Below are 14,468 nucleotides of genomic sequence, written 5' to 3'. Positions count from 1 at the left end.
GACAGTCATTGCAAGGGAAAGCAGGCGAGTTTAGGGTTCAATGAGCTTGGAAACAACTCTTCCGATGCCGGGCCTGTTCCCGCCGAAGTCTGGAACGCCATTCAGGACAGGATGCATTGTCCGGATAATCTTGTTCTAATCGACGTATTTTTTCCGAACCGTTGGAGTCCGCGATGTTATTGAAACGTGGCTTGATTCATCTGGACACAACCCGACAACAGCGAAAGAAATCCTTGCTGACCGGTCACGGGGTAATGACGATATGAAGCAGCTCCAGAACGAGGCGGTCAGGCTTGATCGCCGCACCCAGGCGCGGATTCAGGTCAACATTCCAATTCAGGTGACGTTTTCGGGAATGACCGACCCGATCACCGCGATCAATCTGGATATTTCCTGGGGCGGGGTGCTCTTCTCCATTGACCAAGCGCCTCCCGCGCAGGCGAGTTCGATGCAGATCGTTCTGCCGTGGAAAAAAGGCGAAAAGATTACGGCCGACGCCCATCTGATCCGCGCGAAATCGCTGCAAAACGGAACCTATCTGATTGCCGCACGGTTTTTTAGTCTGACTCCGCGCAGTCATTCGCGGCTCGAACTCTTGCTGAAGATGCTGCACGGGGGGCGGTCGACGGAACAAAGCGGTCGATCCGGCGATCTGGTCAGGGAACTGGAGGTGACCGCCAATGATATCGAAGACCTGCGTTACATGCTGGCGCAGATTGTGACGGGACGTCACGTTGTGACCGTCTTCGATGCTTATGACATCAATCAAAGTATCAAGCTATCGATCGCGGGGACCGGCGGAGCCCCCGGGATTCGGCTGAGGGCCCGCGTGGTCGACGCGCAAAAATCCCGGCCGACCGGATTTGACTGGACTCAGTTGTACACGCTGACGCTGGAGTTTGAGCATCCCAGAAAATCGATCCAGTCATTCGTCGATCTCTTTCTGAGCCATTTGCCGGAAGCGCGCGACGAGTCCGTGTCCGGGCATCTCTCCGATGCTCCCGACTGGATTCGCGCCACTCCTCTGGCCAGGGTCTCAAGCGCCGAAAAGGCGCAGCGGTTGGGCAAAAGCGGCCTGCCCTGCGTACTGGAAACGGATTTTCCGGAAGCGCTCAATCGTCTGACGGTTGGCTGGGGAGATGTCGATGCCTTCGAAGTTCTGTTTCGCGACCTGGTGTTAGGGGATCAGGGACAACCCGATGGCTGGCCAGCGGAGGCGTGGGAAGAGTTGGAATTTTTGCAGAATGTGCATGACCTTTCCTACGGCATTTCCGCCGCAAGAGGTAACACGCTCAAGGTTGGCCGACGGGTTTAGGTCATGTCCGGGACGCTTCGGGTCAACCCGAGAATGGCCAACTCCGGCTCCGCCTGGCTTGACCGTCAGGAACGATCGCTGTAACTTCGATCCCTTTTCAACGTTTTCATTATCCCCCGTGCAACCGGGGAACCATGGATTGTCGACGCCTCCTGAAGATCGCGGGTTCGCCGTGATCGCGGTCGCGTCACGCGGACGCCGCTTCATTTGCGGGCATCCGCCGACGGGCCATGCGTCCCCCCGGTTGAACGGGCTGACCGGAGGTCGCTGAAGGTGGCACTGACTGGGGCGAAACCGAATGGGGCGGACAAGGCTGAGGCCGATGCCAAGGCAAACAGGGAACTGAGCGGAGCCGAAATTGTCGTTCAGGCACTGCTGGACGAGGGAGTCGAACTCGTTTTCGGCTATCCCGGCGGATCGGTCCTGCATATCTACGACGCCCTGTTCAAACAGGAGACGGTCAGGCACATCCTGGTCCGTCACGAACAGGGCGCCTCCCACGCGGCGGACGGTTACGCGCGCGCCACCGGCAAGTGCGGCGTCTGTCTCGTCACCTCGGGGCCGGGCGCGACCAATGCCGTCACCGGCATCGCCACCGCCTACATGGACTCCATCCCCATGGTGGTGCTAACCGGGCAGGTGCCCACGCCGGTGATCGGCAGCGACGCCTTCCAAGAGGTCGATACCGTCGGCATCACCCGGCCCTGCGTGAAGCACAACTTCCTGGTCAAGGATGTGCGCGATCTGGCCCTGACCATTCGCAAGGCGTTCCATATCGCGACCACGGGTCGACCCGGCCCGGTGGTGGTGGACATCCCCAAGGACGTGACCGATCCCAACATCAAGATCCCCTATCATTACCCGCGCGAGATCCGGATGCGTTCTTACAATCCGGTCGAGAAGGGACATCCGGGGCAGATCAAAAAGGCCGTGGATCTCATGCTCCAGGCAACGCGCCCCGTGTTCTACACCGGCGGCGGCGTGGTGCTCGGCGAAGGCTCGGCCCAGCTCACCGAGCTGGTGCGCGCCACCGGCTTTCCGGTCACTAGCACCCTCATGGGCCTCGGCGCCTATCCCACGACCGATCCTCAGTTCATCGGCATGCTCGGGATGCATGGCACCTACGAGGCCAACATGGCGATGCACGAAACCGACGTGCTGATTGCCATCGGCGCCCGCTTCGATGATCGGGTGACCGGTAAGATCGAGCATTTCTGTCCGCATGCCAAGATCATCCACGTCGATGTCGATCCGTCATCGATCTCGAAGAACGTTCGGGTGGACGTGCCCATCGTCGGCCAGGTGGCGGGCGTGCTGACCGAGATGCTGCGGCTCTATCAAGCGCAAAAACCCCAGCCGGATCCCGCGCCGATCGCCGACTGGTGGGCCAAGATCGCCGACTGGCGCCGTCTGGACTGTCTCCAGTACGACCGGACCAGTGCCGCCATCAAGCCGCAGTTCGCCATCGAGACACTGTGCAAGGTCACCGATGGGGATCTGTATCTGACCTCCGACGTGGGTCAGCATCAGATGTTCGCGGCGCAGTTCTATCCCTTCGACAAGCCGCGGCGCTGGATCAACTCCGGCGGCCTCGGCACCATGGGCTTCGGACTGCCGGCGGCGATGGGCGTGCAACTGGCGTTTCCCGAGGCCCAGGTCGCCTGCGTCTCCGGCGAGGCCAGCATCCTCATGTGCATCCAGGAGTTAGCCACCTGCAAGCAGTATTCGCTGCCGATCAAGGTGATTCTGCTCAACAACGGCTACATGGGCATGGTGCGCCAGTGGCAGGAACTCTTCTACGAAAGCCGCTACTCGCATTCCTATGTCGACGCGCTGCCGGACTTCGTGAAACTCACCGAGAGCTTCGGCCATGTCGGAATGCGGGTCGAACGGCCCGGCGATCTGGAAGACGCCATGCGCGAAGCCTTCGCGATGAAGGACCGCTTCGTGTTCATGGATGTCGTGGTCGATCCGACCGAGAACGTCTATCCCATGATCGCGGCGGGGAAGGGGCATCACGAGATGCACCTGTCGCCCAGCCTGACTGACCGCGAACTGGCCTAAACCGCGTCCAACAGGATTTTGCGTGGCTGGTGTTTTGGTTTGGCCACGCATGTATCCAATGCGCGTCATCGCTGACGCGGTTTAAGGATTGAATTTTAAATGATTTAAACCGCGTCGACGCCGACGGTCACCGGTTCATGCAAACCTGGCCGACCGCTCAACACGACGCATATCCGGATGGACGCGGTTTAATACGACACGAGATTTTCACCATGAGACACATCATCGCCGTGTTGCTGGAGAACGAGGCCGGAGCGCTGTCGCGCGTTGCGGGCCTGTTCTCGGCCCGTGGCTACAACATCGAATCTCTGACCGTCGCCCCCACCGACGACCCGACCCTCTCGCGCATGACGCTGGTCACCACCGGCAGTGAGGAGATCGTCGAGCAGATCAAGAAGCAGTTAAACAAGCTGATCGACACCGTGAAGCTGCTGGACCTCTCCGACGGACCGCACATCGAGCGCGAGATGATGATGGTCAAGGTGCGCGCCGAGCGCCCGGATCGCGAGGAACTCAAGCGTCTCACCGAGATTTTCCGCGCTAAGATCATCGACGTGACCGAGACCAGCTATGTCGTCGAACTCACCGGCGCTTCTAAAAAGCTCGACGCCTTCATCGACGCCATCCCCGAGGGACTGCTGATCGAAGTTGTCCGCTCCGGTCCCACCGGCATCACCCGCGGCGAAAAGGGTCTGACGCTGTCGTAATGGGTCGCGCGCGACCCATCGGAGACACTGCAACGATGACCGCCACCGCTTACGACGACGACATCATTGCCTGGGCTGACGAGCAGGCGCGGTTGCTGCGCGCTGGGCTGTTCGCGCAACTGGACATCGCGCACATTGCCGAGGAAATCGAGGACGTGGGGAAAAGCGAACGCCGCGAACTTGCCAGCCGCATGGCGCTCTTACTGGCCCACCTGCTGAAATGGCGGCATCAGCCAGAGCGCCAGGTCAACAGTTGGCGCCGCACGATCAAGGAACAGCGCAAAGCCATTGCGCTGTGCATCAGGAACACCCCCAGCCTGAAGGTCAGTCTCGACGATGCCGACTGGTGGGCGGGCGTCTGGTCGGATGCCGTCGCCAAGGCATCCGAAGAGACGGGTTTGGACGATTTTCCGGAATCCTGTCCGTGGCGCGTCGACGCGATTCTCGATCCAGACTGGTTTCCTCTCGCGCGTCCTGGATCTGAACGCGCGTCCGTTGGCGGATGACCATCTGTTTTTCACGAGTCGGGTAGGCTGGGGTGAACGGAAGTGAACCCCAGCATTGGCGGTGTCTGCTGGGGTTCGTTCCTCACCCCAGCCTACCGGGCTATAAAAATCAGCAAGCTACAGATTTGTGTGTAATGCGATAAGTTTAAAACACGTTAAGCATAAGAGGCAGGTAATGCACCGTTCATTTCTATTAGCTGTAATTCTCTTTTCATCAGGGCAGAGTTTTGCGTCACCTGTATCTATGCTGTGCAATACGTCTTCAGATAATAATGAGACGTATGAGTTTGAGGTGACTGCTGATGAGAAAACACACAATATCGCTCACAAGGGTAAGAGCGAGGGCGGGAGGGTATTTTCTACCGACGGTGTGTTTTCAGTGGGAGAGTTGAGCTATAAGGACGTGCGTTGCAGTTCTGGTGCATGTTTTATTGATCAGTTCACAATCAATCGCGTCGATCTCTCTGTAATGCACTTATGGAAAGGTGAGGCGGTGGATAAGTCGCTTGGAGTTGCACCACGCGAGATCATTCGTCGAGGCTCGTGTACGATTATTGATGTCCCTGAGCGGAAGTTCTAGATGTGTACAAATATTTAGCGAGGTAGATACCGTCTTGCCCATCAAGCCGCTTTGACGTCATCGGCTTGGTACGGTGTCCGATTTTTGAGGACACTGAAGCACAGATGAACGAGTTTTTTCATCGCGGCACCCAGGGCGGCCATTTTGGATTTGCCGCGCGCCAGCAAGCGTTCGTAGAGCGCCTTGACATGGGGGTTGTAACGGATCGCCACGATGGTGGCCATGTACAGCCAGCGTAGGATGGGTAGAGTGACCGTGGCACAACGTTGATGATTGAGTACGGAAGCCCGTCGGTCACGAAACCCATCGAGCCACTGAACTGGAAGGCAGACTTGAAAGCTCCCGGTATCCCCGGAGCGCTGTTTGCGGTGCGAACAGGATACTTCGGCGCGTGTGACTACGCTGGCAAAAACAAAACATTAGGCTTTTATGGAATTTGAATGGGATGATCAAAAAGCCCAGAAAAATGAAGCGAAGCATGATATTTCGTTTGCTGAAGCGATCACAGTATTTCAATATTTTCTATCGATGACTTATCCGGATATCGATCATTCTGATAGTGAGGATCGTTATCTGATAATCGGTGCAACAACATCTGCTAAAGTATTGGTTGTTTCTCACGTTTTTCGTGAAGATACAATTCGGATCATTAGCGCAAGAAAAGCGACGACAAAAGAGTACGCTTTCTATGAACAGCAATCAAACCACTAACGAAGTTGATGACATGCGTGAAGAGTATGATTTCGCGAATATGGAAGGATGCGTTCGAGGAAAGTACGCCAAAGAATTTTCTGTCAATGCTACCACCGTATTACTCGATTCGGATGTCGCGAAAATCTTTCCGGATTCTGCATCGGTCAATGAAGCGCTACGAACCCTGGCTCGGGTTTTGTCCCGCTAAGCGAGGTGGATGGGTAGAGTGACCGTGGCACAACGTTGATGATTGGGTACGGAAGCCTGTCGGTCACGAAACCCATCGAACCACTGAACTGGAAGGCAGAATTGAACGCTCCCGGTATCCCCGGAGCGTTTTATATGGTGCAAACATGATGCTTCGGCGCGTGTGACTACTCTGGCTCGCCTCCCGACCTTGTGTCTGCAGGCTCACGAGCGACGCTCGCGGCCTCGGATACTCTTCGGGATGGGCGAAGAGGGCGGGGAGCCAATCGACCGACAAGCTCGAAGGCTCGGGATGGGACGGCTTCCCCGGTTCACTCTTCATAAAATCCATTGATCGAAAATCCCTGTCAATGACTGGAATCAGAACATACAAGGATGGGGTGAACGAAAGTAGAGACAAGGCATTGCCTTGCCTCTACACCATCAACGAAAGGAAGATTTGGCAACCGATGAAGATCACGGAAATCTTCGCCATGCTCAAAGATGACGGCTGGTTCTTGGTTGCGACAAAGGGAAGCCATCGTCAATTCAAACATCCAACGAAGCCGGGGCGCGTAACGGTCCCCGGAAGACCGAATGATGATGTCGCGCCGGGAACCAAGAACAGTATCTTCAAACAAGCAGGCTGGACGTGAAATGATGCGCTACGCAATCGTTATCGAAAAAGCAGCAGGCAATTTTTCCGCCTATGTTCCTGACCTTCCCGGTTGCATTGCGACAGGGAACTCGGTTAAGGAAGTCTCGAAGGAAATCAAGGAGGCGATTGATTTCCACCTGGCGGGTATGCGAGAAGATGGAATCGCACCTCCTGTTCCACAGAGCCATGTCGAGTACGTGGAAGTAGCAGCCTGACAAACGTTTCAATCACGAACCCAGCAGACGGCACGGTGCTCTTCTGCAACGCCCTGCCAAGCGGGCTGCTTAGCCGCGCTTTAGGCGAGAAATCACCAGACGGTGCAGAGAGCGATCAAGGAATCACAACCATGATGAAAGAGAGTGCCCGATACGCAAAGATCGTTGAATGGTCGGAGGAAGATGGCTGTTATGTGGGAAGTTGCCCTGGTCTCATGTTCGGAGGCTGCCACGGCGACGACGAGAAGGCTGTCTTTGAGGATCTTTGCCAAATCGTTGAAGAAATGATTGAACTCTGCCGTCTCGACAACAAGCCCCTTCCTCGGGCGACCTCTGGAAGAGATTTCGCGAATCTGCTGCAAAACGTCGCCTAAGAAGCCGGCTTGAACTGTCACGAAAGTTGAAATGCTTTGTCACCTGCTTGCCCACGCTGCCTGAACCGTCGCAGGCCATTCGATGAGGGCGTTTATCGCGACCGGATCAGGTAGTATTTATCTGACCACCACCCATTTTTAGACCCTTAGGATCGCTCGCATGACCATCAACGTGTATTACGACAAAGACGCCGACCTCTCGCTGATTAAGAGCAAGCAGGTTGCCATCATCGGTTATGGCTCGCAGGGCCATGCCCACGCCAACAACCTCAAGGACTCGGGCGTTTCGGTCACGGTCGGTCTGCGTCCGGGCTCCGCCTCGGCGGCCAAGGCGTCCAACGCCGGGCTGACCGTCAAGTCGATCGAGGACGCGGTCGCCGGCGCCGATGTCGTGATGATTCTGGCGCCCGACGAACATCAGGGCTCGCTCTATCGCGAGCAGGTCGCCCCGCACATCAAGCAAGGCGCCGCGCTGGCCTTCGCCCACGGCTTCAACGTCCATTTCGGACAGATTGCCGCGCGCGAGGATCTGGATGTCATCATGATCGCGCCCAAGGGGCCGGGTCATCTGGTGCGCTCCACCTATACCCAGGGCGGCGGCGTGCCGAGCCTGATCGCCGTTCATCAGGACGCCACCGGGCAGGCTCGCGACATCGCGCTGGCCTATGCCTCCGCCAATGGCGGCGGACGCGCCGGCATCATCGAAACCAGCTTCCGCGAGGAATGCGAGACCGATCTGTTCGGCGAACAGGTTGTGCTCTGCGGCGGTCTGACCTCGCTGATCCAGGCCGGTTTCGAGACCCTGGTCGAGGCCGGTTATGCGCCCGAGATGGCCTATTTCGAGTGTCTGCACGAGGTCAAGCTGATCGTCGACCTCATCTACGAGGGCGGCATCGCCAACATGCGCTACTCGATCTCGAACACCGCCGAGTATGGCGACCTGACTCGTGGTCCGCGTATCGTCAACGCCGAGACCAAGGCCGAGATGAAACGCATCCTGACCGAGATCCAGACCGGCCAGTTCGCCAAGGAATTCATCCTGGAGAATCAGGCTGGCGCGGCTTCGATGAAGGCCATGCGTCGCTTGGGCGCGGAGCATCAGATCGAAGTGGTTGGTGAGCGGTTGCGCGAGATGATGCCTTGGATCCGCGAGAAGAAGCTGGTCGATAAAAGCCGGAACTGAGGGGCCAGCTATCAGCTATCAGCTATCAGCTATCAGCTATCAGCTATCAGCTATCAGCTATCAGCTTCGGTGTGGGTTGCAAAATAGTTCCGAGGCGATTCCAGTTTCTGGCGGCTGGCGGCTGGCGGCTGGCGGCTGGCGGCTGGCGGCTGGCGGCTGGCGGCTGGCGGCTGGCGGCTGGCGGCTGGCGGCTTTAGCCTCGAATAAAGGACATGAACTCGGCGCGGGTGCGCGGATCTTCCTCGAAGGTGCCGCGCATGGCGCTGGTGACTGTGCTGCTGCGCTGTTTCTGTACGCCGCGCATCATCATGCAGGTGTGACTGGCTTCCATCACCACCGCCACGCCGTGGGCGCCGAGATGATCCATCAAGGCGTCCGCGACCTGGTTGGTGAGCCGTTCCTGCACCTGGAGCCGGCGGGCGAAGACATCGACCACGCGCGCGACCTTGCTCAGACCCACGACCTTGCCGTTGGGCAGATAACCGACGTGGGCATGACCGAAAAAGGGCAGCATGTGGTGCTCGCACATCGAATAGAACTCGATGTCGCGGACCACGACCATTTCCTTGACGTTCTCCTCGAACACAGCCCCCTTGATGATTTCCTCCGCGGACAGGTCGTAGCCGCTGGTCAGGAAATCCATGGCCTTGGCGACCCGTAGCGGAGTGCGGCGCAGCCCTTCGCGGTCGGGATCCTCGCCGATTTCGATCAGCATGCTCCTGACCAATGCCTCCTTGGGGGCGTCGTAGACCTCTTCCTCGGATTCGGCCTCGAAACTTGCGGCATAGTGACTCCGGGCCAGAATGTTCGACAATTTTGGTTTTTCCATCATCGTATTGCCTCGTGAGAGCGGCGGAGTTGTCTGGCGGGAGCGATACGGAACCATTCCGTTCCACGCATGGCAGCACAATGGGGGCTAGTTGCGGAAAAGAGAACGCGGTGGACGCCTCGGTGATCATTCCAGTCCAGGCTGGCATGGACGCGAGCAGACGCGCCATGGCTGAACATCATCCATTTATCAGCCGCAAGGCAGATCAACGCTTGGCGGAGATGCCGCAATGAAAGACGCTGTCAGAATCGCCATGATTGAAGCCGCCCGACTGACCCAGGCGGGTCGGCTTGCCGAAGCGACCGATCTTATCCAGAGCGCCCTCATGGGCGCGCCCACCGCTGCCGAAGGGGGACGATCCAGGGCCAATGCCGACCTGGCGGTCATCGACCATGGCCTTGATGTCGTGGACGCCGAGGTTCGTGGCCGGGATGCCCGTTTCATCAGCGGCACCTTCATCAATGGGGCCGGTACGCGCGACTATAAACTGTACCTCCCCAGCGATGCGCTCGCCAGCGATCGGAAGCGAAGCCGATTTCTGGTCGTCATGCTGCACGGTTGCGGGCAGAATCCGGACGATTTTGCCGCGGGAACCCGCATGAATCAGCTTGCCGAAGAACAGGGTTTTCTGGTGCTGTATCCGGCGCAGTCGACCTCGGCCAACGGGTCGGGCTGCTGGAGCTGGTTCAACGCGGCGGATCAGCAACGGGGCCTGGGCGAACCGTCGATCATCGCCGAGCTGACGCGTCAGGTCATGATGTCCCATGGAATCGATCCGGAGCGCGTCTATGTCGCCGGTCTGTCGGCGGGCGGGGCGATGGCGATCACGCTGGCGGTCGCCTATCCCGATCTATACGCGGCGGTCGGCGTCCATTCCGGTCTTCCGCATGCGGCGGCGCATGATCTGCTCTCTGCGGTCGGCGCGATGCGGCAGGGCGCGATACGCAGCGGTTGGTCGTTGCCGCCAGACGCCGGGCGCGCCTTTCCGGCCATCGTCTTCCATGGCGACTGCGATACCACCGTCCATCCGGCCAATGCCGCTCAGGTGATCGCGCAGGCTCGCGCGCATCCGTTCGAAACCGATCGCCTGTCCTTTCCGGAGGACGAGTTGCGTGTTGAACAAGGGCGGATTCCAGGCGGCTATGCCTTTACCCGTACGCGCTATCAGGACAGTGAAGGTCATTCAAAGGCCATTCTCTGGATCGTCCATGGGGCGGGTCATGGCTGGTTCGGCGGGAGCGCCGCCGGATCCTATACCGAACCGCGCGGACCCGACGCATCCCGCGAGATGCTGCGGTTCTTTGCCGGACAGCGTCTGCGGGAGCGTTAAGGATCTCAAGGATGGAACAACGTCTCGCGCTTACGAAGACATCCGTTCCAGCGCGGCGATGCGTTTTTCCAGTGGCGGATGGCTACGGAAGAGCGCCGAGAAACCCTCGCCGATCCGGCCCGAGATGCCGAAGGCGGCAAACTCGCCGGCCGGCAGATCCTGGGGCTCATGGACACGTTGCAGCGCCCGCAGCGCATTCGCCATCTGGGTCCGGCTGGTCAGACGCGCGCCGCCCGCGTCGGCATGGAACTCGCGGTAACGCGAGAACCACATCACGATCATGGTGGCCAGGACCGACAGCAGCACCTGCGCGACCATCGAGGCCACGAAATAACCGACCCCAGGGCCGCGTTCGTTCTTGAAGACCACCCGATCCACGAGGCTGCCGATGATGCGCGCCAGGAAGACCACGAAGGTGTTGACCACGCCCTGAATCAGCGACAGCGTCACCATATCGCCATTGGCGACATGGCTGATCTCATGACCGACGACGGCCTCTACCTCCTCGCGCGACATGTGCCGGAGAAGGCCGGTGCTCACCGCCACCAGCGCGGCGTTCCGGTTCCAGCCGGTGGCGAAGGCGTTGGGGTCCGGCGAGTCGAAGATGCCTACTTCTGGCATCCGGATGCCAGCCCGCTCGGACTGGCGCGCGACGGTTTCCAGCATCCATTGCTCCAGTGTCGTCGAGGGATGTTCGATGATTTGCACGCCCATGCCATGCTTCGCCATCGTCTTCGAGAGAAATAGCGAGATCAGCGAACCGCTGAAACCGATGATGGCCGCCATCACCAGCAGGGAGGTCATGTCGATCCCACCGCTCGCCATCAGCGCGCTGTCCAGACCTAGGAGTCGGAAAACCACGCTGATCACGACTAGGATCGCGACATTGGTCGCGAGAAACAAAAAGAGACGCAGCATATCGTTAGAAACCCCGGAGTGTGAGTGCAGGACGCCACGGCATTGCCTTGGGCCAGGAGGATCGGCTTGCGGCAAGGGTGGGGGCGGATCAATCATAACGCGGGCATTTTCCCCGGACCTGAACCTTAAATCTATAGTAGACAAACGAGAAAACAGCCAGTAATATTCTCGGACTCAGGGCGAATTGCCTTGGAATGCGGGGCCATAGCTCAGCTGGGAGAGCGCAACACTGGCAGTGTTGAGGTCGGCGGTTCGATCCCGCCTGGCTCCACCAAACAATGCATTATAAAAAATCCGTACTCAGTTTCCCGCGCTAGAGTATCGATAAAAGTTTAGTCCCCATCGTCTAGTGGCCTAGGACATCGCCCTTTCACGGCGGTAACCGGGGTTCGAACCCCCGTGGGGACGCCAATCGGAAAAAGGGCTTACGTGAAAACGTAGGCTCTTTTTTTTCGTCCGGAACTTTTCCGGAGAGATGATTTGGTGCAGGGCTTTTTTGCCATGAATCCACCCCCACAAAAAACCGCCACGCGGGCGGTTCGGTCCATTGACACGGACGCATCGATCTTGAACCAATGCTGCGCCCCAGCCCCGCGAGGGAGCGCCAGATCCCCCATCCGATCCAAAGCTCGATCCAGCGCCGCGGCCTTCCTGGTCAGTTGCTCCTGCAATCGCTGATTCTCGGCTCTCAGCCGGTTCATGTACTGCGCCTGTCGTTCCCGGCTAGTTAGTGCGTGCGTGCCGCTGGGTTTCCTTCCACGCCTTCTTGCGTCGACATTTCGTCGAAAAACCTAAAATCGGCTGTTTTTGTTATCGAAACGGAATCTTGGTCGTTTTATCCCTGCTCAATCTCAAATAGTCCCATATCTCAAAGCAGGCTGCGCCTCACATCCGAATCAAATGCCTTTGCCCAAGTTGTGTCTGATCTACTCGATCAGGCCCATTTTTTGGTCGCCGCACAGGCACGCCAACTCCGTTTTTGACAGCAACACATTGTTGAGACATTCGTCACATCCCGCTTTCGCGGAATTGCCGAAAATATCAATGGGCGATATTTCCTCGCTGTGCATGTATTCAGGTAATCACTGCCTTATTGCGCCAATCAGCCTTTTGGCGTGTAGTGTGCGGTTGAATTGTGATCACATGCTCAACCCCATAATCAACGACTTTGCGGAATATGGAGATATCTAAACGAGACTCCATGCCGAATAAAACTCGCGGCAGAACAAAATCGGTGAGACGAAAACCGAAAAGGTCAAAAGGGCATCGTCTCTTCCCTGACTGACCTGATCTTCCATTGGCAAGCCATCAGGTAATTCAACAATGTCAGCGCATCAACTGAAAGCACGCCATCTTCTTTACCTAAATTCCTCTGGATGTTCGGATGTATTGCCAGAAATTGTCCGGCGCCAAGGCTGGGAAGTCCAGGTCGCGAGCCATTCCGGTCAAGCGCACGACTTAATCGCGAAAAGAAACTATATGGTTGGGCTGGTACATGTCGATGGATCCAATCTGCAACAGCTCGCGCGTGATCTTCAGCATCTTAAAGAAACAAACAACGCTATCCATTGGGTTGCTTTATTATCTGATCGCGAACTTTTGCTTCAGCCTTCTTCCGGTATTCTCGCCAATTATTTCTACGATTACCATACGCTTCCGATGGACACGAAAAGGTTGGACTTTACACTCGGACATGCATATGGAATGGCAGAGATTGCCAGTCAAGCCGCCTTGGCTCGGAATGAGAGCCGCTTCGTTCAGCATCGCATGATTGGAAAGAGCGCGTGTATGCAGGCGCTCTTCCGCAAGATACATCGAGTCGCGAATCTCGACCTAAGCGTTTTAATTCGTGGAGAAAGCGGGACAGGAAAAGAACTCACGGCAGAAGCCATACATCGCACATCTAGTCGAGCTGCAGGGCCTTTCGTCGCAGTGAATTGCGGAGCTCTTCCGAAAGATCTGATTCAGACAGAACTCTTCGGACATGAACGTGGCGCATTCACGGGCGCTCAGCGCCGCCATATTGGCCGCATCGAGGCGGCATCCGGAGGCACCTTATTTCTCGATGAGATCGGCGATCTGTCACTCGAACTGCAAGTCAATCTGCTTCGATTTCTCCAAGAGAAAGTCATTGATAGAATTGGCGGGTCGGCATCGCTACCTGTCGATGTTCGTATCATTGCTGCAACCAATGTCGACTTGGAGAAAGCGGTGGAAAAAGGTTTGTTCCGTGAAGATCTTTATTATCGTCTGAACGTCCTGCAATTACAGATCCCTCCCCTTCGTGAGCGCCCGGAAGATATCCCCGTGCTAGCCGAGTTTTTTTTCAATGAGTTGTCGAAACGTCTGCCAGACGGACCGAAAGGGTTTAGCCAATCCTCTATCGATATCATGAATTCTTACTCATGGCCAGGGAATGTCCGGGAATTGATAAACAGAGTGCAGCGAGCAGTCGCGATGTGCGAGGAGCGTATTATCAAGCCACAGGATCTTGATCTATCGGGCATGGCCGCGGTGCGGAATTTGATCACGCTGACGGATGCGCGACTGCAGGCAGAGAGAGATGCGATCATCACGGCCCTAAAGACGACTCGAAATAATGTCACTCGTGCATCCAAGGCCCTTGGAATTTCTAGGGTTACCCTTTATCGCCTCATGGAAACGCACGGTATCGACTGGCAAAAGCAAAAAATACCGGAGTGTATTTAAGTATTCAATTAAATCAAGATGCTGCTGTTATTGTTCGGCTTTGCCTTCATACGCTTGCCCGCCAGGGGGAGGACGCGTGGCGGGTTGTCCCTGGTGCTGCGGACCATCAATGATTGGCCGCAACTCCCCGAGTTTCGGCGGCGGCAGGAACTTCTTGCTGGCGTCATGATGACGATACGCTACACTCCCTTAGGTGTATCA

Annotated in this window: 15 protein-coding genes, 2 tRNA genes and 1 pseudogene; 15 read left to right on the top strand and 3 right to left on the bottom strand. The window is 57.3% G+C overall.

Going from position 1 to position 14,468, the window contains the following annotated elements; all coding sequences use genetic code 11:
• The first annotated feature begins 262 nt into the window (after positions 1-262).
• The 5 genes from CCR95_RS18075 (at position 263) to CCR95_RS18055 (ending at position 5,172) form a co-directional block, all read left to right on the top strand.
• Positions 263-1,315, top strand: a complete 1,053-nt coding sequence (locus tag CCR95_RS18075) for a PilZ domain-containing protein (RefSeq protein ID WP_201096969.1) — start codon at positions 263-265, stop codon at positions 1,313-1,315.
• Between the two features lie 279 nt (positions 1,316-1,594).
• A complete protein-coding gene (locus tag CCR95_RS18070) occupies positions 1,595-3,379 on the top strand; it encodes an acetolactate synthase 3 large subunit (RefSeq protein ID WP_338115436.1) in 1,785 nt (594 codons plus the stop codon).
• A gap of 212 nt (positions 3,380-3,591) precedes the next feature.
• On the top strand, positions 3,592-4,086 hold the full coding sequence (ilvN, locus tag CCR95_RS18065; RefSeq protein ID WP_014777520.1) for an acetolactate synthase small subunit: 495 nt from the start codon (positions 3,592-3,594) through the stop codon (positions 4,084-4,086).
• Positions 4,087-4,121: 35 nt separating this feature from the next.
• Positions 4,122-4,592 carry a DUF29 domain-containing protein gene (locus CCR95_RS18060; protein ID WP_201096967.1) on the top strand — a complete coding sequence of 157 codons (471 nt, stop codon included), beginning with the start codon at positions 4,122-4,124 and terminating at the stop codon, positions 4,590-4,592.
• Positions 4,593-4,767: 175 nt separating this feature from the next.
• On the top strand, positions 4,768-5,172 hold the full coding sequence (locus CCR95_RS18055; RefSeq protein WP_201096965.1) for a hypothetical protein: 405 nt from the start codon (positions 4,768-4,770) through the stop codon (positions 5,170-5,172).
• Between the two features lie 41 nt (positions 5,173-5,213).
• On the opposite strand, the pseudogene CCR95_RS18050 reads toward CCR95_RS18055, so the two are convergent.
• Positions 5,214-5,402 (bottom strand): annotated as a pseudogene (locus CCR95_RS18050) (IS110 family transposase); the annotation flags it as partial.
• Positions 5,403-5,601: 199 nt separating this feature from the next.
• Between CCR95_RS18050 and CCR95_RS18045 the strand changes: the two are divergent.
• The 6 genes from CCR95_RS18045 (at position 5,602) to ilvC (ending at position 8,481) form a co-directional block, all read left to right on the top strand.
• Positions 5,602-5,883 carry a BrnT family toxin gene (locus tag CCR95_RS18045; RefSeq protein ID WP_201096963.1) on the top strand — a complete coding sequence of 94 codons (282 nt, stop codon included), beginning with the start codon at positions 5,602-5,604 and terminating at the stop codon, positions 5,881-5,883.
• Complete coding sequence (locus CCR95_RS18040) at positions 5,861-6,073, top strand: hypothetical protein (RefSeq protein ID WP_201097217.1); 213 nt, start codon at positions 5,861-5,863, stop codon at positions 6,071-6,073. The genes CCR95_RS18045 and CCR95_RS18040 overlap by 23 nt, the downstream gene beginning before the upstream one ends.
• A 448-nt stretch (positions 6,074-6,521) precedes the next feature.
• Positions 6,522-6,707, top strand: coding sequence for a type II toxin-antitoxin system HicA family toxin (locus tag CCR95_RS18035; RefSeq protein ID WP_201096961.1), 186 nt, complete (start codon positions 6,522-6,524; stop codon positions 6,705-6,707).
• 4 nt (positions 6,708-6,711) lie between these two features.
• The gene (locus CCR95_RS18030; protein ID WP_201097206.1) at positions 6,712-6,924 is read left to right on the top strand and encodes a type II toxin-antitoxin system HicB family antitoxin; all 213 of its coding nucleotides are present in this window, start codon (positions 6,712-6,714) and stop codon (positions 6,922-6,924) included.
• A gap of 131 nt (positions 6,925-7,055) precedes the next feature.
• Complete coding sequence (locus CCR95_RS18025; RefSeq protein WP_242523328.1) at positions 7,056-7,298, top strand: type II toxin-antitoxin system HicB family antitoxin; 243 nt, start codon at positions 7,056-7,058, stop codon at positions 7,296-7,298.
• A gap of 166 nt (positions 7,299-7,464) precedes the next feature.
• Positions 7,465-8,481, top strand: a complete 1,017-nt coding sequence (ilvC, locus tag CCR95_RS18020) for a ketol-acid reductoisomerase (RefSeq protein WP_201097202.1) — start codon at positions 7,465-7,467, stop codon at positions 8,479-8,481.
• 193 nt (positions 8,482-8,674) lie between these two features.
• Here ilvC and folE read toward each other — a convergent pair whose 3' ends face one another.
• On the bottom strand, positions 8,675-9,313 hold the full coding sequence (gene folE, locus CCR95_RS18015; protein WP_201096959.1) for a GTP cyclohydrolase I FolE: 639 nt from the start codon (positions 9,311-9,313) through the stop codon (positions 8,675-8,677).
• A 226-nt stretch (positions 9,314-9,539) separates the two neighbouring features.
• Here folE and CCR95_RS18010 point away from each other — a divergent pair, with 226 nt between their 5' ends.
• Positions 9,540-10,640 (top strand): extracellular catalytic domain type 1 short-chain-length polyhydroxyalkanoate depolymerase, encoded by a 1,101-nt coding sequence (locus tag CCR95_RS18010; RefSeq protein ID WP_201096957.1) that lies wholly within the window; start codon positions 9,540-9,542, stop codon positions 10,638-10,640.
• 30 nt (positions 10,641-10,670) lie between these two features.
• Here CCR95_RS18010 and htpX read toward each other — a convergent pair whose 3' ends face one another.
• Positions 10,671-11,558 carry a protease HtpX gene (gene htpX / locus CCR95_RS18005; RefSeq protein ID WP_201096955.1) on the bottom strand — a complete coding sequence of 296 codons (888 nt, stop codon included), beginning with the start codon at positions 11,556-11,558 and terminating at the stop codon, positions 10,671-10,673.
• Between the two features lie 198 nt (positions 11,559-11,756).
• Here htpX and CCR95_RS18000 point away from each other — a divergent pair.
• The 3 genes from CCR95_RS18000 to CCR95_RS17990 all read left to right on the top strand — a co-directional run bounded on the left by CCR95_RS18000 (position 11,757) and on the right by CCR95_RS17990 (position 14,267).
• A tRNA-Ala gene (locus CCR95_RS18000) sits at positions 11,757-11,832 on the top strand.
• 61 nt (positions 11,833-11,893) lie between these two features.
• Positions 11,894-11,969, top strand: a tRNA-Glu gene (locus tag CCR95_RS17995).
• A gap of 912 nt (positions 11,970-12,881) precedes the next feature.
• On the top strand, positions 12,882-14,267 hold the full coding sequence (locus tag CCR95_RS17990) for a sigma-54 dependent transcriptional regulator (protein WP_201096953.1): 1,386 nt from the start codon (positions 12,882-12,884) through the stop codon (positions 14,265-14,267).
• The last annotated feature ends 201 nt before the right edge of the window (positions 14,268-14,468 follow it).

Origin of the sequence: Thiocystis minor, from assembly GCF_016653465.1 — a bacterium.
Taxonomy (GTDB): domain Bacteria; phylum Pseudomonadota; class Gammaproteobacteria; order Chromatiales; family Chromatiaceae; genus Chromatium; species Chromatium minus.
Note: the sequence above shows the minus strand (reverse complement) of the source record. Positions and strands in the feature narration are given on the sequence as shown.

Excerpts from the sequence above, each read along its gene's own strand:
- CCR95_RS18075 (WP_201096969.1), top strand. The coding sequence starts at position 263 with ATGAAGCAGCTCCAGAACGAGGCGGTCAGGCTTGATCGCCGCACCCAG.
- ilvN (WP_014777520.1), top strand. The coding sequence starts at position 3,592 with ATGAGACACATCATCGCCGTGTTGCTGGAGAACGAGGCCGGAGCGCTG.
- CCR95_RS18060 (WP_201096967.1), top strand. The coding sequence starts at position 4,122 with ATGACCGCCACCGCTTACGACGACGACATCATTGCCTGGGCTGACGAG.
- CCR95_RS18055 (WP_201096965.1), top strand. The coding sequence starts at position 4,768 with ATGCACCGTTCATTTCTATTAGCTGTAATTCTCTTTTCATCAGGGCAG.
- CCR95_RS18045 (WP_201096963.1), top strand. The coding sequence starts at position 5,602 with ATGGAATTTGAATGGGATGATCAAAAAGCCCAGAAAAATGAAGCGAAG.
- CCR95_RS18040 (WP_201097217.1), top strand. The coding sequence starts at position 5,861 with ATGAACAGCAATCAAACCACTAACGAAGTTGATGACATGCGTGAAGAG.
- CCR95_RS18035 (WP_201096961.1), top strand. The coding sequence starts at position 6,522 with ATGAAGATCACGGAAATCTTCGCCATGCTCAAAGATGACGGCTGGTTC.
- CCR95_RS18030 (WP_201097206.1), top strand. The coding sequence starts at position 6,712 with ATGCGCTACGCAATCGTTATCGAAAAAGCAGCAGGCAATTTTTCCGCC.
- CCR95_RS18025 (WP_242523328.1), top strand. The coding sequence starts at position 7,056 with ATGATGAAAGAGAGTGCCCGATACGCAAAGATCGTTGAATGGTCGGAG.
- folE (WP_201096959.1), bottom strand. The coding sequence starts at position 9,313 with ATGATGGAAAAACCAAAATTGTCGAACATTCTGGCCCGGAGTCACTAT.
- CCR95_RS18010 (WP_201096957.1), top strand. The coding sequence starts at position 9,540 with ATGAAAGACGCTGTCAGAATCGCCATGATTGAAGCCGCCCGACTGACC.
- htpX (WP_201096955.1), bottom strand. The coding sequence starts at position 11,558 with ATGCTGCGTCTCTTTTTGTTTCTCGCGACCAATGTCGCGATCCTAGTC.
- CCR95_RS17990 (WP_201096953.1), top strand. The coding sequence starts at position 12,882 with ATGTCAGCGCATCAACTGAAAGCACGCCATCTTCTTTACCTAAATTCC.